Raw genomic sequence first — 22082 nt, forward strand, 5'->3', positions numbered from 1 at the left:
CCTTATGCGTCCTTCATCTTGACGTCGAGGGCGTCGCGCAGACCGTCACCCAGCAGGGTGAAGGCGAGCACCGTCGAGAGAATTGCCAGACCGGGCATGATCATCATCCAGGGAGCAGTCAGAAGATACTGCTGACCGTCCTGAATCATGGAGCCCCACGAAGGCGTAGGCGGAATAACGCCCATGCCGAGGAAGGACAGAGCGGACTCGGTCAGAATGGCGCCACCAATGTTCATGGTCGCGTAGACCACGATGGAGGCGACGGAGTTCGGGAAGATGTGACGCACTACGATACGAGCATCAGATGCACCCATCGCGCGCGCAGCGTCAACATAGTCGTTTTCTTTGACCGTCAAGATTGCAGAGCGGAAGACGCGCGCAATCGAAGGCCAGCCGAGAATACCGATGGCGATAAAGACGTTCTGAAGACCACGGCCGATAACGGCGATCATGGCGACAACGAACAGCACGTACGGGAACGCCAGGAAGATGTCCGCACAGCGCATGATGATCGTATCCCAGATCCCGCCGTAGAAACCGGCCAGAGCACCCATGACCAGACCGATCACCGTGGAGATCGCGGTGGCCATAATGCCGACGGACAGCGAAACGCGTGCACCGTAGATAACGCGGACGAGAATGTCGCGACCAAGGGCGTCGGTGCCAAACGGGTGCTCTGCACACGGAGCCAACAGCGACGTCTCGGCCATGGTGGTCGAGTCGGAAGCCGTCGGCGAACCGAGCCAGGGCTTAGCCCACAGATCTGCGGTCAGGGCAACCAAAACGACGATGATGATCCAGCAGACACCGATAACGGCGAGCTTGTTCTTGCGAAGACGCTTAAAAGCGTCACCCCACAGCGTGCGGGACTTGGCGGGAGCAGATGCGGCCTTGGTGGCGGTAGCCTGCTCCTGAGACTGAGAATCAGTTTCCTGCATGAGACGTACCTCCCTTAGGCCTTATCCGACGGACCGCCAAGGCGGATGCGCGGGTCGAGGAATGCATAGCTAATGTCGACGAGCAGGTTAATCACCATGACGACGACGACGATGAGCGTAACGCCGCCCATAACGATGGGCCAGTCACGCATGCTAATGGCGCGATAGACCTCATAGCCGATACCGGGCCAGTTAAAAACCGTCTCGGTCAGGATGGCGCCCGAAAGCATGCCACCAAAGTCGACACCAATATAGGTAACGACGGGGATGAGTGCATTCTTAAGCGCATGCTTGACGATGATCGCGCGATTGGAGAGACCCTTGGCCTTTGCCGTACGGATGTAATCCTGGTTCATGACGTCAAGCAGCTGCGAGCGCATAATGCGGGCGGCATAAGCGGTCGAAACCGAAGCCAGCGTAATGGTCGGAAGCACATAGTGCATCCAATCCTGATACTGAGAGCTGGAACCGCCGGCACCCGAGATCGGCATGGAGATTGCACCGCCCGTAGCGTCCTTGAGGATGACGCCAAAGAACAGCTGCAGCAACATACCGAGCCAGAAGGCCGGGACCGCAACGAGGATCGACGTGGTGAGCGTTACCAAAATATCCCAGAAGGAATAACGCTTTACCGCCGAAATGATACCCGCACCGATACCCATGATTGCCTCGAGCACGATGGCGCACGCGGCAAGTTTGACCGTATACGGATACTTCTGGGCAAAAATTTCCGTAACCGGCAGCTTGCGCTGATACGAATTGCCCAGATCGCCATGAAGCAGGCCGTTCATGTAATACAAGTAACGGTCCACGAGCGACGTTTGAACGGGGTCGCCGTTCTCGTCAAGGATCGCGTTGCCGTCCTCGTCCGACTGGACCAGGTGATAGCGGACGCGAAGCTGAAGCTCCACCTCGGGGGACAGAGCCTTGTCTCCACCGATCAGCTTGATCGGATCTCCCGGCACGATATTCTGAAGGGCGAACAGAATCAGCGTAACGCCCAAAAATACCGGGATGAACTGAAGCACACGTTTAACGATGTACTTACCCATACCACTCCCCTATCTAGGGATTAACCTAAATGGGATGCCGATCGCCAGACCGGCATCCCAAAATTACCATCAGCCAGTTTACCCCAGGTTAGGGAGAACTGTATGTTTCCCATGAGGTCTACGTAAATACTTGACCCTCACGGAAGCTGCAAACTCTTAGGCGAGCTCAGCGGTACCCAGATCGGCGTGCTTCTGCGGATCGACATAGAGGTGCTTGATGCGATCGGAGCCGGCGATGGTGTGCGTGTAGAACATCACCGGGATGACCGGGCAGTCGGCAGCGACCATTGCGTCGGCCTCCTGCATCTTAGCGACGCGCTCTTCGTCGTCAACCGTGGTACGGGCCTCGTCGACCTTGGCGTCGAACTCGGGGTTGTTGTAACCGGAGCGGTTGTCGCCACCGAGGGAGTCGGAGTGGAACAGCGGATACAGGAAGTTGTCCATGATCGGGTAGTCGGCAATCCAGCCCAGACGACCGAACTGATAGTTGAAGTTCTGGTACTGCTCGAGCAGGGCAGACCACTCGGGGGTATCGGAGACAGCGGTAACGCCAACCTTGGCAAGGTCACCGATGATGGACTCCATGATCTCCTTGTGGCCACCGTCCTGGTTGTAGGACAGCGTCACGTTAATGCCGCGGTCGCCGTTGGCGCCGGCAGGAGCAACCTTGTCGAGGTACTCGTTAGCCTTGTCGACGTCGTAGGCGCAGAACTCCCATGCACCCTCCTTGTAGCCATCGATACCCGGAGGAACAATGCCGTCGGCGGGGGTACGGGTACCCTTGAAGATGGTCTTGCAGATGGCCTCACGGTTAATGGCCAGGGAGATACCCCTGCGCAGGTCGGCGTTGTTGAACGGCTCGGCCGTGTTGTTGCAGGTCAGGTAGTAGGTGGAAGGCTCGGCGCCGAGCAGCATGCGCTCGCCGTCGCCCATGGTGTAGCCGTCCTTGGACACGCCGCGATCCTTCTTGGCTGCGTCGATCTGAGCAACGGGAACGTCGCAGATATCGAGGTTACCGGCCTGGAACTCCTTGTAGGCGGTCTCCATGTCCTTGATGACCTGGAAGTGGATGCCATCGATCTTGGCCTTGTCGCCATAGTAATCGTCGAACTTCTTGAGGTTGATCTCCTGACCATCCTCCCACTTGCCGTCCATCATGAACGGGCCGTTACCGATCGGGGCAATGTAGAAGCTCTTGACATCGGACTCGGCGCACTCGGGAACCGGGGACAGAGCCGGGTGAGAGGCGACGAAGGGGAAGTCGGCGTAAGCGGAAGACAGCTTGACGACGAGGGTCTCATCGTCGGGGCAAGTAACACCGCTGAGCTCGGTAGCGTTACCGGCAAGCAGGTCGTCATAGCCCTCGACCATGGAAAGGTGATAGGAGACCTCGGAAGGACCGTACTCGGTAGCGATGGCCGACTTGGTGTTGACCAGACGCTCCCAAGCGAGCTTGAAGGACTTGGAGGTAACGTCGTCACCGTTGTGGAACTTGGCCTTCTTGATCTTGAAGGTGAACTCGGTGGCGTCGTCGTTGGCCTCGAACGACTCGCAAGCCAGCGGGACGATCTTGCCCTTCTCGGCGTCATAAGAGGTCAGAGCGTCGAACAGCTGGTAGTTGACCTGAGTACCCTGATCTTCCTGGACGTTGTAGGGGTCGATGCAGACCGGGTTGTTGATGTAGAAGTTCAGCGTCGAACCGGACTCAGAACCGGAAGCGTCGCCGCCCTTCTTGCCGCATGCGGCAAGAAAAGCCATGGAGCTCGCAGCAAGGGTACCGCCGACAAAGGCGCGACGACCCATAACGGGCTGGTGGAACATAGAATCAGCCATGCCATCCTCCTTATGAGATAGGACAAAGAAATGTTCAGTCGGACATATGTCGAGACAATCCGATCCGAACCATCAAAACGCCGCCCGCTGCTATGGCTGGTTATGCACAACAGGCCAACGTTTTGCAATACAGTAGCGCATTTTATTCATGAATTGGGGCTAATTCCGGTTAACGGTCGAGAATTTCTTTAGTTGGGCGAAGTATGTGGGGATATTTTGACTCTGTAACAAGTCTGTAAACAAAAAGGGCCCCGCACATGAGGGACCCTTTACAAACGTATATACGCCGATGCTTAGTAGCCGACGATGCCCTGCGGGAAGAAGAACATGCACAGGACGACACACACGGCAAAAACGACAGCCATGATGACGGTCAGGCGGTCAAGGTTCTGCTCCATGACGCCTGTGGCAGAGCTGGAGTTATACAGCGAGCTAGCGATCATATCCGAAACGCCGGTACCCTTACCGGAATGCATCAGGACGAGTATCGTCAGCGCAACGGCAGAGACAGCCCAAACGACAAACAGAAGAATCTGGAACGGACCCATAGATAAGCTCCTTAATAGAACAATTCAAACTCCAGTACTGTACCACAACCCCCAACGCTCCCCCACCCGCCATTTGGGGACGGGGCAGAAATGGCAGAAACACCAAAAGGGGGTTGTCCGATTGTGGACAACCCCCTTACTAGAAAACGGTACTTGTTTTCTCTTATGCCTCGGTTGCGAGTACGCGGCCCGTCATCTCGGCGGAAGGCTCAATACCAGCCATGGTGAGCATGGTAGGAGCGATATCGGAAAGACGGCCGTCCTCGATACCGGTGAGCTGTGCCTTCTCATCAACGATGATGAACGGCACGCGGTTGGTGGTGTGGGCCGTAAACGGATGCTTGGAACCGTCGGAAGCAACGTCAAACATGTGATCGGCGTTGCCATGGTCGGCGGTAATCAGCGCAAAGCCGCCCTTAGCGAGAATCGCCGGGACAACCTTGGACAGAGCATCGTCAACAGCCTCGACGGCCTTAACGGCGGCGTCGAAGACACCAGTGTGACCAACCATGTCGCAGTTCGCGAAGTTCACGATGTAGAAATCAGCGCGATCCTCGTTAATAGCGGCGACGAGCTTCTCGGTAACCTCGGGAGCGCTCATCTCGGGCTGCAGATCGTAGGTAGCTACCTTTGGGGAAGCGACGAGCACGCGCTCCTCGCCCTCCTTGGGCTCCTCGATGCCGCCGTTGAGGAAGAACGTCACATGGGCGTACTTCTCAGTCTCGGCGGTGTGCAGCTGCTTCAGGCCATTGGCGGCGATAACGTCGGCCAGGACGTTCTCGGGGAACGTCTTGGGGAAGGCGACCTCGACGTCAAACGTCGGATCGTACTCGGTCATCGTCACAAAGTGTGAAAGCTTGATCTGCTCGCGCTCAAAGCCATCGAACTCCTTGTCCGTGAACACGCGGGTCATCTGACGAGCGCGGTCGGGACGGAAGTTGAAGAAGATGGCCGCGTCGCCCTCGTGAATGCCCTCGTTGTGGGCAGCGAAGGGCTCGACGAACTCGTCGCCGCGCGGATCCTTCTCGTAGTAGGCCTTGATACCGGCAACGGGATCGGTATCGGCATCGGACGCGTTGACCATGACGTCGTAGGCGCGCTGGATGCGCTCCCAACGGTTGTCGCGGTCCATGGCCCAATAGCGGCCCGAAACGGTGGCAACGCGAGCGTCGCAACCGGTCTCCCCGGAGATCTTAGCCAGGAAGGCGCAGAACTCGCTCATGTAGCCGGCACCGGACTGCGGGTCGACGTCGCGGCCATCCATGAAGGCGTGGACGCGAACGGTCTTGACGCCATGCTGGGCAGCCATCTTGACCAGAGCCTCGACGTGGTTCATGTGAGAATGAACACCGCCAGGGCTCATAAGGCCCATGAGGTGGAGAGTCTTGCCTTCGGCCTTGACGTCGTCCATAGCCTTGACGAAGACCTCGTTCTTGGCGATGGAGCCGTCCTTGATGGCGTTGTTGATGCGCGAAAGCTCCTGGAACACGATGCGGCCGGCACCGATGTTGAGGTGACCCACCTCGGAGTTGCCCATCTGGCCGTCGGGAAGGCCCACGTCCTCGCCCGAAGCACCGAGCGTGGTGTGAGGATACTTCTCGTACAGGCTATCAAGGAAGGGCGTCTTGGCAGCGGCGACGGCGTTCTCGCCATCGGCCGGAGCAAGGCCGCAGCCATCCATGATGATCAGGAGTGCAGGAAGATGACGCTGTGCCATATGTCCTACTCGCCTGCCTTGACGACCATAGAGGCGAAGTCGGCAGCCTTGAGCGAAGCGCCGCCCACGAGGGCGCCGTCAACGTCAGGCTTGGCGACGAGCTCGGCGATGTTGCCGGGCTTGGCAGAGCCACCATAGAGAACGCGGATGCCGTTAGCGAGCTCCTCGCCAAACATCTCCTTGAGGGTCTCACGGATAGCGCCGCAGACCTCCTGAGCGTCCTCAGCGGTAGCGGTCTTGCCGGTGCCGATGGCCCAGATGGGCTCGTAAGCGACGACGACCTGCTTGGGGCAGGTGATCTCAAGACCGGCAAGGCCAGCCTTGACCTGGTTCACGACGTGCTCGACATAGGTGCCAGCCTCGCGGACCTCGAGGGACTCGCCGCAGCAGAAGACGGGAACAAGACCGGCGGCAACGAGAGCCTTGGCCTTCTTGTTCTGATCCTCGTCGGTCTCGTGGAAGTAGTCGCGACGCTCGGAGTGACCGATGATGCAGTAGGTACAGCCAGCGGACTTGAGCATGTCGCAAGAGGACTCACCGGTGAAGGCACCCTTGGCCTCCCAGTACACGTTCTGTGCACCGAGGGCGATGGGGGCAGCCTGAATGCGGTCATGAACCGTGGTGATGTCAATGGTCGGAGGGCAGACGAGCACCTCGACGCCAGCCGGAACCTCGGGCAGAGCCTGAGCCAGCTCGTCGGCGAGCTTGGCGGCCTCGGCGACGTCGTTATTCATCTTCCAGTTACCAGCGATAAGAAGGGTGCGATTAGGCATCGAGAAGCGCCTCCACTCCGGGCAGGGCCTTACCCTCGACGAGCTCCATGGAAGCGCCACCACCGGTGGAGATCCAGCTCATCTTGTCGGCCAGGTTGAACTTGTTGACAGCCGCGACAGAGTCACCACCGCCGATGATCGAGGTGCAGTCGGCCTCGGCGACGGCCTCGGCGATAGCCTGGGTGCCGTGAGCGAAGTTGTCGAACTCGAAGACGCCCATGGGGCCGTTCCAGAACACGGTCTTGGCGCCCTTGACGGCCTCGGCGTAGAGCTCCTCGGTCTTGGGGCCGATGTCCATGCCCTCACGATCGTCGGGGATAGCGTCGGAAGCGACAACCTCGGGGACAGCGTCCTCGCCAAAGTGATCGGCAACGCGGTTGTCGATGGGGAGCAGGATCTTGACGCCCTTCTCCTCGGCCTTCTTAAGCATCTCGCCGGCGCGCTCGACCCAGTCCTCTTCCTTGAGGGACTGACCGACGGTCAGGCCCTGAGCCAGGAAGAAGGTGTAGGCCATGCCGCCACCGATGATCAGGGTGTCAGCGGAGTCAATGAGGTGATCGAGAACGCCGATCTTGGAGGAAACCTTGGAACCGCCGACGATAGCGACGAAGGGGCGCTCGGGCTCGGCGAAAATGCCGGTCAGCGTGTCGACCTCCTTCTCAAGCAGGAAGCCGGCGACGGCAGGCAGGTAAGCGGCGGGGCCCACAACGGAACCCTGGGCGCGGTGAGCGGTGCCGAAGGCATCGAGAACGAAGACGTCACCATAGGAAGCGAGCTTCTTGGCGATCTCGGGATCGTTCTTCTTCTCACGCTTATCGAAGCGGACGTTCTCGAGAACGAGGACCTTGCCCGGCTCAACGGCGGCAACAGCCTCGGCGGCCTTCTCGCCGTAGGTGTCGGCGACAAAGGCAACATCGAGACCAGAGAGCTCAGCGAGCTTCTTGGCGACAGGCTCAAGGGAGAGCTCAGGCTGGAAGCCAGTGCCCTCGGGACGGCCGAGGTGGCTCATGAGGATGACGCGAGCATTGTGCTCAACGAGATAGTTGATGGTGGGCAGGGCAGCCTTGATACGGGTGGTGTCGCCAACGACGCCATCCTTGATAGGCACGTTGAAGTCAACGCGGACGAGAACGCGCTTGCCGTCGACATCGATGTCGCGGACGGTCTTCTTGGTAAAGGCCATGTTTGCTTCTACCTTTCGTACGTGTCTGCCTCCCATTACGGCAGACGATTTCCTATAAAAAGGGCGCGACCCTAGGGTGTAAGCCCTATGAGGCCGCGCCCTTCTTTAGACGCTCAACGAGCTATTCGCTAAAAGCTAAATTAAGCAACGAACTTCTCGAAGTACTTGATGGTGCGGACCATCTGAGAGGTGTAGGAGTTCTCGTTGTCGTACCAAGAGGTGACCTGAACGAGGGTCTGGCCGTTGCCGAGGTCAGAGCACATGGTCTGAGTGGCGTCGAAGATGGAGCCGTGGGTCTCGCCGATGATGTCGGTGGAGACGATGTCGTCCTCGTTGTAACCGAAGGTCTCGGAGATGGTGGCAGCGTAGGCCTTCATAGCGGCGTTGACCTCGTCAACGGTGACCTTCTTGTCAACGACAGCGTAGAGGTTGGTGATGGAGCCGGTCGGCGTCGGGACGCGCTGGGCGGCACCGATGAGCTTACCGTTGAGCTCGGGGAGAACCAGGCCGATAGCCTTGGCAGCACCGGTGGTGTTGGGGACGATGTTGACGGCGCAGGCGCGGCTACGACGCTTGTTGCCCTTGCGCTGCGGGCCGTCGAGCGGCATCTGGTCGCCGGTCCAGGCGTGAATGGTGGTCATGATGCCGGACACGATGGGAGCGAAGTCGTTCAGACCCTTGGCCATCGGGGCGAGGCAGTTGGTGGTGCAGGAAGCAGCGGAGATGATGTTGTCCTCAGCGGTCAGCGTCTCATGGTTGACGTTGTACACGATGGTGGGCAGATCGCTGCCGGCCGGAGCGGAGATGACGACCTTCTTGGCGCCAGCGTTGATGTGGGCCTGAGCCTTAGCCTTGCTGGTGTAGAAGCCGGTGCACTCGAGAACGACGTCGACGTCGAGGTCGCCCCAAGGCAGGTTGTTGGCGTCGGCCTCCTTGTAGATCTTGATCTCCTTGCCGTCAACGGTGATGGAATCCTCGCCAGCAACGACCTCGTGATCGCGAGCGTAGTTGCCCTGCGTGGAGTCGTACTTCAGCAGGTAAGCGAGCATATCGGGAGAGGTGAGGTCGTTGATAGCGACGATCTCGGAGCCCTCATGACCGAACATCTGACGGAAAGCCAGACGACCGATGCGACCGAAGCCGTTAATAGCAACCTTTACTGCCATTGTGTCTCCTTTCGTAAGGCCCCCGCGAGCTACAGCGCCCGCCGTTGAGGCCCACAAACTAACCACTCGCCTAATATACCTTTTTTTTGACTTGAATTTCACGAGAATGCTCGAAATTGAAAATCAAATTTACGTTAAAACGTTTTAAAGAATAAAATAGCAGCTAAATCCGTATATAAGTCGATACTTCAACCTACCTGTTTGCTTCAATGAGCTTTTCAAGCCGTAAAACACGATGGTAGAGGGCCGACTTCGACAAGGGAGGGTCAGCCATCTCCCCTAAATCACGCAGCGACAGATCGGGATAGCGCTCGCGCAGGTCGCAAAAGACCGCCAAGGCATCCGGAAGCGCATCGCGAAGGCCGCGCTGCTCGAGCTCATCGATAAGCGCAAGCTGATGTTGGGCAGCTCCGGCGCTTCTGGTCTGGTTGGCCAGCTCGGCATTCACGCGACGGTTCACATCGTTCTTAACCAACTTGACCGCGCGCGCCTCCTCAATCTCGGCAACGCTGCGCTTGGCACCAATCAGCTTTAATAGATGCTCGATTTCCTCAGCGCTCTTAATGTACACGGCATATGACCCCCGCCGCGCATTAACACGAGCATGGACTCCAATCTGCCCCAACAGGTCGCAAAGCCCCTTGGCATATTGCTCGCCCTGCACCGCGATCTCCAAATGGAAATCGCCGCGTGGATCGGCCACGAAGCCGCCCGCGATGAGCGCGCCGCGGATGTAGGCAAGCCTGCAGCAGGGACGAGCAACGATGTGTCGGGGAACACCAGCGACGAGCCCTCCCCTGCGGTCTAGAATGCCCAGCAGCACCAGAGCCTTGTCCAGGTCGGGTTGATCGGGCAGGGTAATGAGATAGTTACGGACCTTATGCAAGACTGATTTACGAACGGTAAATTCCGTTTTGAGCTTAAGGATGCGATGCGTCAGCGTGATCATCGTGCGCGCGACGGCTCCCGTCTCAGTCGCAACCGTCAAACGATACCGCCCAGAGCCGGTAAGCGAGAGCGTACCACTCACGCGCGTGAGGGCGGCAAGCGTCGACAAGTCGCAGTATTCACATTCGGGTTCGCAGCGCGCAAGCTCGTCGCGCACCTCAGCGGTAAACGACATGCAGGCCTATGCCTTCGTGTTGGCGCGCGACAGGTCGCGGTGGGAGATGCTCACATGATACTGAGCGCCTTCCAGGTAACGGGCCGTGGCCTCGGCAATGGCAACGCTGCGGTGCTGGCCGCCCGTGCAGCCGATGGCGATAGAAAGCTGCGGCTTACCCTCCGCGATATAGCCGGGCATGACCGTATCGAGCAGCTGCGTCCAGGCCTTCCAAAACTCCTGCGTCTTGGGATGGTCCAGAACAAAATCGGAGACCTTTTTATCGAGACCGGTCATCGTGCGCATCTCGGGATCGTAGAACGGATTGGGCAGGAAGCGGACATCGATCATAATGTCCGCCTCGACGGGCATGCCGTGCTTAAAGCCAAACGAGAACACATGGACGTCCATGAGCTGTTGGTCGGACAGTTCGGAAAATGCCATACGTAGCTTGTTGCGCAGCGCAGAGGTGCGCAGACGGCTCGTGTCGATAATCATATCGGCTCGATCGCGCACGCCCTGCAGCTGAAGGCGCTCGCGCTGAATGGCATCGGCCGTAGTCTCCCCCGGCTTGGCAATGGGATGACGGCGGCGATTTTCGCTGTAGCGACGAATCAGCACCTCGTCAGAAGCCTCCAGGAACACGATGTCGCAGCTCATCTCGCGTTCTTCGAGCGCGGCGACCGCATCGAGCAACTCGTCAAACAGTCCCTGGCTACGCAAATCGCAGGTAACGGCGAGATGCCTGCCCACGCCCGTATTGATGCCGACGAGCTCGGCAAGCTGGGCGATGAGACGCGGAGGCAGGTTATCAATGCAAAAATAGCCCATGTCCTCGAACACGTGCATGGCCTGTGTGCGGCCCGATCCGGACATTCCGGTGATGATGACGATATCGGGGATGCGCTCCGAGCGCTCCGCCGCATCCATGGCATCTCCCTTTTGCATGTGCTGCCTCCCAAAAACAAGCGCGGGACCCAGCAACCCGGATCCCGCGCGGTCAATTGCCTATATTGAGTATACCGCCCCGAGCGGATACGAAGCCTGTCTTACGCCTCAAGCGCAGCCTTGAACCAACTCGTAATACTCGTGGGGTGCGTGATGGCGGTGCCGACGACAACGGCCCAGGCGCCAGCATCGATCGCGGCGCGAGCCTCCTCGGGCGTGTGCACGCGGCCCTCGCAGATGATGGGAAGACCGGGGAATTCCTCGGTCGCCTGACGCAGAAGCGGAAGATCGGGGCCATCGGCCATGGTGCAGTCGATGGCGGCGACACCATGAGAAAGCGTGGTGGATACAAGATCGAAGCCCATATCAACCGCACGGCGAATGTCCTCGATGGTGGCACAATCCGCCATCAGGAGCACACCCTCCTCGTGCAGCGGACGGAAGGTGTCCTCGACCGTCTTGCCATCGGGGCGCGGACGATCGGTGGCGTCGATCGCCACGATGTCGGCACCGGCGGCAACGCAGGCGCGAGCATGGCGCAGCGTCGGCGTGATGTAGACGCCCTCGTGTCCATCCTTCCACAAGCCGATGACGGGGATCTCACAGCGGCCCTTAATGGCGGCGATGTCGGCAAGGCCCTGGCAGCGAATGGCGGCGGCGCCGCCGAGCTCGCAAGCGCGAGACATTTGAGCCATGGTCTCGGGCGTACGAAGCGGCTCGCCCATATACGCCTGAACGCTCACGACGAGCTTGCCCTTCAGGGATTGAATCAAAGGATCGACGGTCATAAGGCTGCAACCTTTCTCAGAACAGCCTCCCGAGGCGTGTTGTCTCGGGAGGCTCCTACAGCAGGTACGTTTACTTCAACGAGGCAAGAAGATGCTCAGCGGCACCGATGAGCGGAGCATCGCCCTCCAGAGAACCGATGAGGATCGGCGTGTCCTGAAGCGGATCGAGCGCCTGGCTGGCATAGCCCTCGTGCACCGAATCCTTCCACGTCTGCGAACGCCAATCGGGACCTTGGTGAATCACGCCGCCCGAAAGCACGATGACCTCGGGGTCCAGGATGTTAGCGAGCGAGCCCAAGCTGGCACCCAGCGCAAAGCCGGCATCATGGATGACCTCGGTCGCCTTTGCGTCGCCTGCACGGCACAGGTCGTTCACATCGCGACCGACCGAAGGACGGCTGGGGTCGACGCGACCAAAGCGCTCATCGTACATACGACCAATGGAAGTGCCCGAAGCAACCGACTCCAGATGGCCGGAACGCCCGCAGGCGCAGGGAATGCCGGCGGCAGCCGAGCACTCGATGTGGCCCATATGGCCAGCAGCACCATGGAAGCCCTGCATCACGCGGCCGTTCTCGACATATGCGCCGCCGATACCCGTACCGATGCCAAGACACAAGACGGAGAACTTGCCCTTGCCGACACCCCAGTGGGCCTCGCCCAGAGCATGAGCCTGCACGTCGCCTACAACGGCAACGGGAAGACCGAGATCCTCGCGCAGACGCGGCCCCAACTGAACGCCGGACCAGCCGGGCATGATCTCATTGGCATACGCGATGGCGCCCGTCTTGGGATCGACGACGCCGGCGGCACCGATACCGACGCCAAGGACCTCGACATCGGGATTCGCCTCGAGAGCAGCCTTGATGGATGCCTCGATACGCTGGAAGACGGCCTCGCCGCCCTCTTGGGCCTCGGTGGGAACCTCGGCCTCAAAAACGGGATGGGGCACACTACCGTCAGCCGGGTACTCCATGATGGCAGTCGCGATCTTAGTTCCGCCGATATCGACAGAGCAGACGTACTTGTTCTCCATGTCGCTCTCCTTCGGAGATAAAAACAACTACAGGAAATGCGCCGTCAGGCTAGCCGTCACAGCGCGGGTAAAGGTTATCCAGGTGCCCGAGATTGCCGAGAAACCGTGTGGCCATTGACCTAACGGGTCATGGCCACACGGTTGAACGGCGAGGTCGGGTGCCTGGGAAAGCTTTACAGGAGACCGTTGTCCTGGAGGACCTTCTTAATAGCCTCGACGTTCTCGCCGGTCATGGCCTTCACCGGGCGCGGCATGGTCGGGCTGTCGAAGATGCCCATGAGGTTCATAGCGGTCTTGAAAGCGCCGACGCCACCGGCATAGCCCTGGACGCCCGAGGTGACATCCCAGATGTGCGAAATCTCATTGAGGCGATCCTGCTCGGCCTTGACGGTAGCCCAGTCACCGGCCTGAGCGGCCTTCCACTGGCGCACGTAGCCCTCGGGCTCAACGTTGGCAAGGCCCGGGACAGAACCGTCGGCGCCACCGAGGTAAGCGCCGTCGACAACAACCTCGTGACCGGTGAGGATGCTCATCGGATGGCCGTTCTTCTCGTTCTCCTGAACGAGATAGCGGAACGAGATGTCATCACCCGAGGAATCCTTGACGCCAGCAAGGACGCCCTCGGCGCCGAGCTTGGCAAGGAGCTTCCAGGGGAGCTTGGTGTGAACGCAGACGGGAATGTCATAGGCAAAGATGGGCAGGTCGAGCTCCTCGTGCAGGATGCGGAAGTGCTCCTCGACCTCGGTCATGCCCTGCAGGGCATAGAACGGGCAGGTGGCGACGAGGGCATCGGCGCCCAGCTCCTGAGCGACCTTGCCGTGCTCAATCATGCGCTCGGTCTCGGTATCGATGATGCCGACCAGAACAGGCACGCGGTGGTCGACGATGCGGACGGCCTCGGCGATGATCTGGCGACGACGCTCGTCGGTGGAGAAAACGACCTCACCCGAAGAGCCCAAGAAGAACAGGCCATCGACGCCGGCATCGATCATGCGGTTGATGCTGCGCTCAAAGGAGGCAACGTCGAGCTGGTGATCTTCGGTATCGGGAACAACGACGGGAGGGATAACGCCGGTGAATTTCTGAGTTGTCACAAGAATCTCCTTAGTTGTCTGGCGGGCGGCCCTATGCCACCCACTCTTGTTGGCAGTGTCCAGGCCGTCTAGGCCAAAGAACACGAGTAGAACGTTTGGTTAAAAAAGTCTACGACTTCGTTTTCGAACGCATTGATGCGCTCGTGAGCGTATTTTGCATAGATGATATGCCTCCGGTCACACTCAAGACCGTTGAATACGGCAAACTGATCCTTGGGATCGCTCACGGTATCCATAAGCGATGTGCCCATGAGCACCGATCCGCGCACCCGAGACGACAGCGCCTCGAGGCCGCCAGGAAGCGGATTGGCAACCGCCGTGCAGGCGAGGCCCCGCTCGTCCAGAGCGGAAACCGCGAGCGCGACTCCGCCGCCAAGACCCTCGCCCCATGCAAAGATGCGGTCGGGGTCCATGCCATCAAGATTGCGCGCGACCTCCGCCAACGCGCAGCCCCAACGGACGCGCCTGACAAAAGCAGGCGAGGTAATCCCCTGCCGCAGATCGCTGGGTCCAATCGCCTCATCGTCCAGCGCAAGCACGGCATATCCCATAGCCGCAAACCTCGTCATGTGATGCCATCCCCGCACGGGTCGGTCGATGTCGTGAAACATCAGACATAGCGGCACAAGCTTGGATGCCCGGGCGCGACCGGCAGGCTCGATCAAACGTGCGTGGACTACATCGCCACCAAGCTCAAAGGAAACCTCGGAGTAGCGCGCGCACGGATTGGCGAAATCAATCGCCGTAATACTCGGCCCGCAAACCTCAAGGTCCGAAGCGGCTATCTCTAATTCGGAAACATCCGCAGAAGTGTCGCCGCGCCAATCCCGGAAATCAGAGAGCCTTGACGAGACCGTCCCGGGAATCCCCACAAGGTCGGGGACAATCAGCTCGCCAACATTGCTCTCGCACTTAGACATGAGCCTCCCCTCCCTCGCAGAAAAACGGAATGATCATATCGTCAAAGTCCTGTATCTCCTCGTGGCCAAAGCCCTCAAAGAACTCATGACGCTTTTCACAGGTCAGGTTGTTATAGACCGCAAACTGCGTTGCCGGCGGACAGACGATATCCGCCGTGCCCGTACCAAACAGGACGGGGCACTTGACCATGGGGGCGAAGTTCTTGGAATCGAAGTACGCCAGTTTGGCATAGGCTTCGTCGATACGAGTCGAATCCTCGTCAAACCAACGCGACCAATAGCGCAGGCCCTCATAGGCGATATCGTCGGCATCCAAATCCCAGACCAGGCGGAAATCTGACAGGAAGGGATAGAGGATGGCGGCGCGATTGATAAGCTCGCTGTTAAGTGCACAGGTCGCAATGCCCAAACCGCCGCCCTGCGACGCGCCGTTCACAAACACACGAGCAAGATCGATGCCCTCAAGCTCGCGAACGATGCGGCACAGGATGCGAATATCTTGGTGCAAGCGGACATAGTAGAGGTTGGCCGGATCGCCGTCGATACCGGCGACAATATGGCCCGCGACCGTCGTACCCTCAAATCCGCCAATATCCTCGGAGGGACCGCCCTGACCAGGACAGTCAAGCGCGATGAGCGCCATGCCCATGCCCGCAAACGACGCCTGCTCAAACCAGCTGCGGCTTGCACCCGGATACCCATGGAACTGAAGTACCAATGGCACGGGCTCGTCCGAGACGGGTTTAAGGTACTTGGCATGCAGGCGAGCGCCACACATGCCGGTATACCAGAGGTCGAAAAGCTGGCAGGTCACGGCATCGGTGACCGATGCCGTCTCGATCGCATAGTCAAGCCCGACGGCGTCGGCCTCGGCCATGCGGTCCTTCCAAAAGAGATCGAAATCTGATGGACGGGGCATGGCGCCTCGATATTCACCAAATTGATGTTGCAGCTCCTGAGCACTTGGCATGGCTCGTGAACCCAACCTTTCGAAATCGCAACGGAGGTGCGCCCGGCAAGGGAACCGGGCGCACGGGAGGGAAAGCGAGACTACTCGCCGAGCTTGGGATGCAGCAGCGACGGCGCAGCGCCGAGCAGCATCTTGGTGTAGGGGTCCTGGGGGTGCTGGAAGACCTGCTTGGCCTCGCCCTGCTCGACGATCTTACCGCCATTCATAACGATGATGTCATCAGAGATATAGCGGACCGTCTGGATGTCATGGCTGATGAACACCATGGCCAGGCCGAGCTCCTTCTTAAGGTCGGTCAGCAGGTTCAGAATCTGCGCGCGGACCGAAACGTCCAGAGCCGAGGTGGGCTCGTCGGCGATGATGGCATCGGGGTTCAGCGACAGGGCACGGGCAATTGCGACGCGCTGGCGCTGGCCGCCCGAAAGCTGGCCGGGAAGAACCTCAGCGGCAGAGCTGGGCAGACCGGTGAGCTCCAAGAGCTCCTTGACGCGCTTCTCCTGCTCGGCCTCGGTACCCAGGTTGTGGACGCGCATGGGGTCGAGCAGTTGCTCGCGAACGACCATGCGGGGGTTGAGCGCCGTGGCCGGGTTCTGGAACACGACCGAGATAACGCGACCCATGTGGCGACGGTCCTCGGCGGTACGTTTGGTAACGTCCTTGCCCTTAAAGTAGACCTTGCCGCTCGTGGGGGCCTGCAGGCCGCACATGACGTTGGCGGTGGTGGACTTACCGCAACCGGACTCGCCGACGATGCCGATCGTCTGACCGGGCATGAGCTTAATCGTTACACCCTGGACGGCGTGAACCAGGTTAGGGTGGAGAATCGAACCGGTACGGGTCCTAAAGGTGACGTGGACGTCATCAAGGAAGATGATCGGCTCGACGCCGTTGACTGCGGTCTCGCTCATCTACATCACCTCCGCGTGAGGGGTCAAACCATTTGCCTTGAGCACCTCGTCGGGGAGCTCGGAATAGAAGTGCTCAGTGCCGGGAACGCGCTTGAAGACCGGACGGGTGTCCAGGCCAATACGCGGATGGCTCGAGCGGGGCGCGAAGCGATCGCCCTTGGGGAAATCGCGCGGGCTCGGAACGGCGCCGGGCACCTGGTGCAGGCGGCCCGAACCGCTCTCGATGGACAGAACGGAACCCAGAAGACCGCGGGTGTACTCGTGAATCGGGTTGGTGAGCAGCTCCTTGGTGGGTGCCTGCTCGATAACCTGACCGGCGTACATAACTGTGATGTTATGGGCGACCTCGGCGACCAGCGCCAGGTCGTGCGAGACGAAAATCATGGCAAAGCCGAGCTTGGCCTGAAGGTCGTTGAGCAGCTTGATGACCTGCTTCTGGACGGTAACGTCCAGAGCGGTCGTGGGCTCGTCACAGATGACCAGCTTGGGGTCGCGGGTAAGGGCCATAGCGATCAGAACACGCTGACGCTGGCCACCGGAAAGCTCATGCGGGTAGCTCTCGAGCGTACGCTTGGGGTCGAGGCCCACGAGCTCCAGGAGTTCCTCGGCGCTGCGGGTGCCGCCGCGCTTGGTGAGCTGCTTCATCTGGGCAGAGATGAGCATGGAGGGGTTGAGCGAGGACAGGGCGTCCTGATAGACCATAGCGATATCGGTACCGCGCAGGCCGAACCACTCCTTCTTGCTCATCTTGAGCAGGTCACGGCCCTCCCAGAGGACCTCGCCGGAAAGGTGCTCGTCCTCATCGGTCAGGCCCATGATGGCCAGCGTGGTGATGGACTTACCGCAACCGGACTCGCCCACCAGGCCCATAGTCTGGCCAGGACGCACGTCAAAGTTGACATGGTCGACGACGTTGATATCGCCGTGGTGCTCAAACTGGATGCAGAAATCGCGGACCGAAAGGATCGGTTCGACAGACTCGTCGGGCACATGGCGATCGTCACGCTTGAGCTCGACATCGCGCAGGGCGCCAAGGCGAGCGGAGAGGGACTGGGCTTGCTCCTTATAGGCGCGAACGGGGTCGGAGACCAGCAGGTCGGCCTCGCGGCGCTTGGAGGAATCGGTCGGATCCAGGGCGGCGGAGGGAGCAGCGGCCATGGCGTCGGTAATGCCCTCGGAGAGGATGTTGAGCGCCAGGCAGGTGATCATGATGGCCAGGCCCGGGAACAGCGCCTGCCACCAACGGCCGGCGAGCACGCCGCCGCGGGCGTCGGCGAGGATGTTGCCCCAGGTAGCGGTGGGCTCCTGGATACCAGCGCCGATGAAGGTCAGCGAGGCCTCGAAGATGATGGCGTCGGCGACCAGGGTAACGGTGAAGACCATGATCGGGGCGATGCAGTTACGCAGAACATGCTTGATCAAAATCCACGGAGCCTTGGCGCCGGAAACGATGACCGCGCGGACATAGTCCTCGCCGTACTCGGACACGATGTTGGCGCGCACGATACGGGCAATCTGCGGAGTGTACATAAAGCCGATGGCGAAGATGATCGACGGAACGGAGTTGCCCAGGATGGAGACGAAGACGGCCGCGAGGGCGATGCCCGGGATGGACATGATGATGTCCAAGATACGCATGATCGTCTCGGAGACGGCCTTGCGCGAAACCGCTGCAAGGGCGCCCACGACCGAGCCGCAGACCAGAGCCATGGCAGTGGCGCCAAAGCCGATAATCAGCGAGTAACGACCACCGTAGAGCATACGCGACAGAATATCGCGACCCTTATCGTCGGTACCGAAGATAAATCCGTTGCCGGGAGCCTGGCGAGCCGTAAAGATCTCGACCGGGCTATAGGGGGCAAGAAGGGGCGCCAGAATCGCAGTCAGGGCGACCAGCACCAGCACGACGGCGGCAATCTTAGAAGACAGCGTCATCTTCTTCCAGCCACCGAGCTTGAGCCCCTTGGAGGCAGCCTTCTCGAGCTGCTCGGTTTGCTTCTCTCGAATCTTTACCATAATCTACACCGTCCTGATGCGCGGGTTGATGAGCAGGTAGAGCATGTCAACCACGATGTTGATGATGATGAAGGCAAGAGCAACGACGATAACGACACCCTGAACCAGGTTCGCCTCGTTGCCCTGAACGCCCTGCAGAATCGCGGTGCCCATGCCGGGGAGGTTGAAGATAACCTCGATGACGACGGCGCCGCCCATGAGGTAACCGATCTTAAGACCGAGGGTGGTGACCGGGGTGATCAGCGCATTGCGAAGAACGTTGATGCCGACGACAACCTTCTCGGGAACGCCGGCGCCGCGAGCCATACGGACATAGTCCTTGTCGAGCTCCTCGACCATGGCGGTACGCACGATACGAGTCATCTGGCCCGTCAGCGGAAATGCCAAGGCGATAGCGGGCATGATCATACGTCCCAGATAGCCAACCGGATTCGTGGTGAAGTGAGGCAGAGCACCCGATGCCGGGAGCACCTTAAGGTAGGAAGAGAACAGCAGGATCAACAGAACGGCAAGCCAGAACGACGGGGTTGCCAAGCCGGCGATGGAAAAGACGCGGATCACTTGGTCCGGCCATTTATCGCGATACAGTGCCGCGATGACGCCGAGTAAAAACGAAACGACCGCACCGATGGCAAGACCGATGAAGGTCAGCTGCATCGTGACGGGCAGGGCCGTGGAGATGCGCTTGGCAACGGAGTTGCGAGCAGCACCATAGGTGCCCATGTCGCCATGAATCAGATCGCCCATATAGCGCACGTAGCGCACGGGCCAGGGGTCGTCCAGACCATACTTCTCATGGTACTCGGCAACCGCCTCGGGCGAGGCACCGTCACCCAACGCCGTGTAGGCGGGGTCGGTCTTGGAGAACGACATAAGGAAGAACACCAGGACGGTGACGCCCAATGCCATGATCGGCAGCGCCACAAGACGCCTTCCAATCAAACGTAGCAAGTTGTTCACGTTCTCTCCCCTTTCTTTTGTCGGTAGGACCAACTGGTATATGAGTACGGATACTCATTACAAGACCCGAGCGACATCGTTGCCGCCCGGGTCTTTGTTTCAACTATGAGGATACGGTCCCAACGACCGACATCCTGCATACAGACTCAAGCGAGTCTTACGCCTTGACGGTCGCAACGCCCCTGAAGGACATGCTCGTCGTGCCGATGCCCTTGAAGCCATCGAGGGCCTCGCCGTTGGGCGCAGTGGACGGATCGTCCCAGGAAGCGGAGACGGTCTTGACGTGGACAACGGGGTACAGAACGGCGTTATCGGCAATGATGTCGAAGCACTCGTTCCACTTCTTCTGCTGCTCGTCGCCCTCGGCGGCAAGAGCCTCGTCCATGAGACTGTGGAGCTTCTGCCACTCAGCGGACTCCTTCCACGGGCAACGGGTCTGCATCCAGACGTTGTCGCCGTACCACCAATTGAGCAGCAGGTCGGGGTCGGCGCCGAAGCAGGAAGGATCGCCAGGGGCAAGGAGGATATCGTAGGCCTCGCCGCCGTCGATGGCAGCGTAGGTGGCCGGCGAGGTATCGGTCTGGATGGTCACATCGAAGCCGAGAGCGTCGAGGTCGTTCTTGACCTGGGCGGCCATGCCCTTAATCTGCTCGTTGTCGGTGGTGCGCAGGGTGATGGCACCCGGGGTGATGCCAGACTCCTCGATGAGCTTCTTAGCCTTCTTGGCGTCGGTCTTGTACACCGTGGAAGCCTCATGATAGTTGGTGAAGCTCTTGGGCAGGTAGCAGCTGGCAGCGGTGGCAAGGCCGGCGAAGGTGTTGCTGACCATCTTCTCGGTGTCGAGCGCATACATGACAGCCTGACGGACCTTGACGTTGTTCCAAGGCTCCTTGGCGACGTTGAACATGATGAAGCGGGTGCCGAAACCCTGAACGTTATCGATCTTGCAGCCGGCGCTCTCGAGCTGGTCGACGGCGTCAGCGGTAACGAGCTCCATAACGAGCGTGGAGCCCTCCTGCTGAGCGGTAACGCGAGCGGTGGGGTCGGTCAGGATGCTGTACTGGATCTTCTTATCCTCGGCAGCATACTCACCGTTGTACTCGGGGTTGGGAACCAGGGTGATCTCGGTATCGGAGATAGAGTCGTACATCCAGGGGCCGGAGCCGATCGGCTGCTTGGCGCGATCCTCCTCGGTCTGGGTGGCCGGGGTAACGCGGACGATGGCCAGACGATCCTTGAGCAGGGAGAAGTTGGGAACCTTGGTCTTGACCGTCACGGTGCTGGCGTCCTTGGCCTCGATGGACTCGAAGGGCTGGAAGAACGGAGCATAGGTAGCGGAAGCGGCGCAAGCGGTGTAGGAGGCAACGACATCGTCAGCGGTGACCTCGGTGCCATCGGAGAACTTGGCGCCCTTGCGGATGGTGACCTCGAAAGTGGTGTCGTCCACAGACTTGGGATCGTCGGTGGCGAGCTCGTTGAAGGTGCTGTAGTCGTGGTAATCGATGCCGTAGAGGCCCTCGACGACGTGCCAGTTAGCACCCAGGCCCACAGCGGAGCCGGTGCTGGCGGGATCGAAGCTGGACGGAGCGTAAGCGGAACCAGCGGTGATCACGCCGCCGCCACGGTTGGCGGAATCGGTGGAACCAGAAGCGGAACCCTCGTCGCTGGAGTTGCCACCGCAGCCGGTGAGACCAAGCCCTGCGACAGCAGCGACGCTGCCGGTGAGGCCGAGGAACGAACGCCTGGACATACCCTTGTTGATGATGGCCATGTCTTCTCCTATCAATAGAGAATCTTACCCGGGAGCACCTAGACGTGCCCCCGCGCAACTTGCGGACGATATATACCTTACCTACCGACGAGCCCAACTGAGGTGCCGCGCTCGGCGACCGATACATACATACGCTTGAACGGTATTTACTACCGTTCACCGAATTCATTGACAAACGATTCGCCAGACAGTATGTATCGGCGAGGTGAGATATCAGTCTTCGTCAACCCGCAGGATAGCAGGGTTTTCGCTTGGGTTAGTCAAACGTTTTAGCGTTAATAAAACCCGAAACCAGCGGGCAATCATGGCGAAATAAATGGTTGAAAATCGCGCAATCATGTATATCAGTTGTTTAGGCT

The 22082-nt window shown here is 59.7% G+C and carries 19 protein-coding genes; all 19 read right to left on the reverse strand.

What is annotated here, in order from left to right:
• Positions 1-2 precede the first annotated feature (2 nt).
• Positions 3-938, reverse strand: coding sequence for an ABC transporter permease (locus tag ACEG18_RS03310; protein WP_055310513.1), 936 nt, complete (start codon positions 936-938; stop codon positions 3-5).
• A gap of 14 nt (positions 939-952) precedes the next feature.
• Positions 953-1990, reverse strand: a complete 1038-nt coding sequence (locus tag ACEG18_RS03315; RefSeq protein WP_022094885.1) for an ABC transporter permease — start codon at positions 1988-1990, stop codon at positions 953-955.
• 156 nt (positions 1991-2146) lie between these two features.
• Positions 2147-3823 carry a peptide ABC transporter substrate-binding protein gene (locus tag ACEG18_RS03320; RefSeq protein ID WP_372541224.1) on the reverse strand — a complete coding sequence of 559 codons (1677 nt, stop codon included), beginning with the start codon at positions 3821-3823 and terminating at the stop codon, positions 2147-2149.
• Positions 3824-4116: 293 nt separating this feature from the next.
• The gene (gene secG, locus ACEG18_RS03325) at positions 4117-4371 is read right to left on the reverse strand and encodes a preprotein translocase subunit SecG (RefSeq protein ID WP_006236144.1); all 255 of its coding nucleotides are present in this window, start codon (positions 4369-4371) and stop codon (positions 4117-4119) included.
• 163 nt (positions 4372-4534) lie between these two features.
• The gene (gpmI, locus tag ACEG18_RS03330) at positions 4535-6088 is read right to left on the reverse strand and encodes a 2,3-bisphosphoglycerate-independent phosphoglycerate mutase (RefSeq protein ID WP_372541225.1); all 1554 of its coding nucleotides are present in this window, start codon (positions 6086-6088) and stop codon (positions 4535-4537) included.
• Positions 6089-6093: 5 nt separating this feature from the next.
• Positions 6094-6861, reverse strand: a complete 768-nt coding sequence (gene tpiA, locus ACEG18_RS03335; protein ID WP_022094882.1) for a triose-phosphate isomerase — start codon at positions 6859-6861, stop codon at positions 6094-6096.
• Positions 6854-8044 carry a phosphoglycerate kinase gene (locus ACEG18_RS03340; RefSeq protein WP_099431437.1) on the reverse strand — a complete coding sequence of 397 codons (1191 nt, stop codon included), beginning with the start codon at positions 8042-8044 and terminating at the stop codon, positions 6854-6856. Before ACEG18_RS03340 ends, tpiA begins: the two co-directional genes overlap by 8 nt.
• A gap of 140 nt (positions 8045-8184) precedes the next feature.
• A complete protein-coding gene (gene gap / locus ACEG18_RS03345; RefSeq protein WP_022094880.1) occupies positions 8185-9210 on the reverse strand; it encodes a type I glyceraldehyde-3-phosphate dehydrogenase in 1026 nt (341 codons plus the stop codon).
• 193 nt (positions 9211-9403) lie between these two features.
• Positions 9404-10333 (reverse strand): DNA-binding protein WhiA, encoded by a 930-nt coding sequence (whiA, locus tag ACEG18_RS03350; RefSeq protein ID WP_117820739.1) that lies wholly within the window; start codon positions 10331-10333, stop codon positions 9404-9406.
• Between the two features lie 6 nt (positions 10334-10339).
• Entirely contained in the window at positions 10340-11260 is a 921-nt protein-coding gene (gene rapZ, locus ACEG18_RS03355) for an RNase adapter RapZ (protein ID WP_022094878.1), read from the reverse strand.
• A gap of 101 nt (positions 11261-11361) precedes the next feature.
• Positions 11362-12048, reverse strand: coding sequence for an N-acetylmannosamine-6-phosphate 2-epimerase (locus tag ACEG18_RS03360; RefSeq protein ID WP_195361754.1), 687 nt, complete (start codon positions 12046-12048; stop codon positions 11362-11364).
• A 70-nt stretch (positions 12049-12118) separates the two neighbouring features.
• Positions 12119-13084, reverse strand: a complete 966-nt coding sequence (locus ACEG18_RS03365; RefSeq protein ID WP_022094876.1) for an ROK family protein — start codon at positions 13082-13084, stop codon at positions 12119-12121.
• 173 nt (positions 13085-13257) lie between these two features.
• The gene (locus ACEG18_RS03370) at positions 13258-14178 is read right to left on the reverse strand and encodes a dihydrodipicolinate synthase family protein (protein WP_372541226.1); all 921 of its coding nucleotides are present in this window, start codon (positions 14176-14178) and stop codon (positions 13258-13260) included.
• Positions 14179-14246: 68 nt separating this feature from the next.
• The gene (locus ACEG18_RS03375; RefSeq protein WP_372541227.1) at positions 14247-15098 is read right to left on the reverse strand and encodes an acetylxylan esterase; all 852 of its coding nucleotides are present in this window, start codon (positions 15096-15098) and stop codon (positions 14247-14249) included.
• Positions 15091-16068: an acetylxylan esterase gene (locus ACEG18_RS03380; protein ID WP_372541228.1), complete on the reverse strand. Its 978-nt coding sequence runs from the start codon at positions 16066-16068 to the stop codon at positions 15091-15093. Before ACEG18_RS03380 ends, ACEG18_RS03375 begins: the two co-directional genes overlap by 8 nt.
• 80 nt (positions 16069-16148) lie before the next feature.
• Positions 16149-16976, reverse strand: a complete 828-nt coding sequence (locus tag ACEG18_RS03385; RefSeq protein WP_006236159.1) for an ABC transporter ATP-binding protein — start codon at positions 16974-16976, stop codon at positions 16149-16151.
• Entirely contained in the window at positions 16977-18992 is a 2016-nt protein-coding gene (locus tag ACEG18_RS03390) for a dipeptide/oligopeptide/nickel ABC transporter permease/ATP-binding protein (protein WP_099431432.1), read from the reverse strand.
• A 3-nt stretch (positions 18993-18995) separates the two neighbouring features.
• Positions 18996-19952, reverse strand: coding sequence for an ABC transporter permease (locus ACEG18_RS03395; RefSeq protein ID WP_035138896.1), 957 nt, complete (start codon positions 19950-19952; stop codon positions 18996-18998).
• Between the two features lie 157 nt (positions 19953-20109).
• Entirely contained in the window at positions 20110-21723 is a 1614-nt protein-coding gene (locus tag ACEG18_RS03400) for an ABC transporter substrate-binding protein (protein ID WP_099431431.1), read from the reverse strand.
• Between the last annotated feature and the right edge of the window lie 359 nt (positions 21724-22082).

Origin of the sequence: Collinsella aerofaciens (assembly GCF_041537385.1) — a bacterium.
Lineage (GTDB): Bacteria > Actinomycetota > Coriobacteriia > Coriobacteriales > Coriobacteriaceae > Collinsella > Collinsella aerofaciens_BV.

Excerpts from the sequence above, each read along its gene's own strand:
- rapZ (WP_022094878.1), bottom strand. The coding sequence starts at position 11,260 with ATGCAAAAGGGAGATGCCATGGATGCGGCGGAGCGCTCGGAGCGCATC.
- ACEG18_RS03310 (WP_055310513.1), bottom strand. The coding sequence starts at position 938 with ATGCAGGAAACTGATTCTCAGTCTCAGGAGCAGGCTACCGCCACCAAG.
- ACEG18_RS03400 (WP_099431431.1), bottom strand. The coding sequence starts at position 21,723 with ATGGCCATCATCAACAAGGGTATGTCCAGGCGTTCGTTCCTCGGCCTC.
- ACEG18_RS03360 (WP_195361754.1), bottom strand. The coding sequence starts at position 12,048 with ATGACCGTCGATCCTTTGATTCAATCCCTGAAGGGCAAGCTCGTCGTG.
- gpmI (WP_372541225.1), bottom strand. The coding sequence starts at position 6,088 with ATGGCACAGCGTCATCTTCCTGCACTCCTGATCATCATGGATGGCTGC.
- ACEG18_RS03365 (WP_022094876.1), bottom strand. The coding sequence starts at position 13,084 with ATGGAGAACAAGTACGTCTGCTCTGTCGATATCGGCGGAACTAAGATC.
- ACEG18_RS03340 (WP_099431437.1), bottom strand. The coding sequence starts at position 8,044 with ATGGCCTTTACCAAGAAGACCGTCCGCGACATCGATGTCGACGGCAAG.
- tpiA (WP_022094882.1), bottom strand. The coding sequence starts at position 6,861 with ATGCCTAATCGCACCCTTCTTATCGCTGGTAACTGGAAGATGAATAAC.
- ACEG18_RS03375 (WP_372541227.1), bottom strand. The coding sequence starts at position 15,098 with ATGTCTAAGTGCGAGAGCAATGTTGGCGAGCTGATTGTCCCCGACCTT.
- ACEG18_RS03390 (WP_099431432.1), bottom strand. The coding sequence starts at position 18,992 with ATGGTAAAGATTCGAGAGAAGCAAACCGAGCAGCTCGAGAAGGCTGCC.
- secG (WP_006236144.1), bottom strand. The coding sequence starts at position 4,371 with ATGGGTCCGTTCCAGATTCTTCTGTTTGTCGTTTGGGCTGTCTCTGCC.
- gap (WP_022094880.1), bottom strand. The coding sequence starts at position 9,210 with ATGGCAGTAAAGGTTGCTATTAACGGCTTCGGTCGCATCGGTCGTCTG.
- whiA (WP_117820739.1), bottom strand. The coding sequence starts at position 10,333 with ATGTCGTTTACCGCTGAGGTGCGCGACGAGCTTGCGCGCTGCGAACCC.
- ACEG18_RS03380 (WP_372541228.1), bottom strand. The coding sequence starts at position 16,068 with ATGCCAAGTGCTCAGGAGCTGCAACATCAATTTGGTGAATATCGAGGC.
- ACEG18_RS03320 (WP_372541224.1), bottom strand. The coding sequence starts at position 3,823 with ATGGCTGATTCTATGTTCCACCAGCCCGTTATGGGTCGTCGCGCCTTT.
- ACEG18_RS03385 (WP_006236159.1), bottom strand. The coding sequence starts at position 16,976 with ATGAGCGAGACCGCAGTCAACGGCGTCGAGCCGATCATCTTCCTTGAT.
- ACEG18_RS03315 (WP_022094885.1), bottom strand. The coding sequence starts at position 1,990 with ATGGGTAAGTACATCGTTAAACGTGTGCTTCAGTTCATCCCGGTATTT.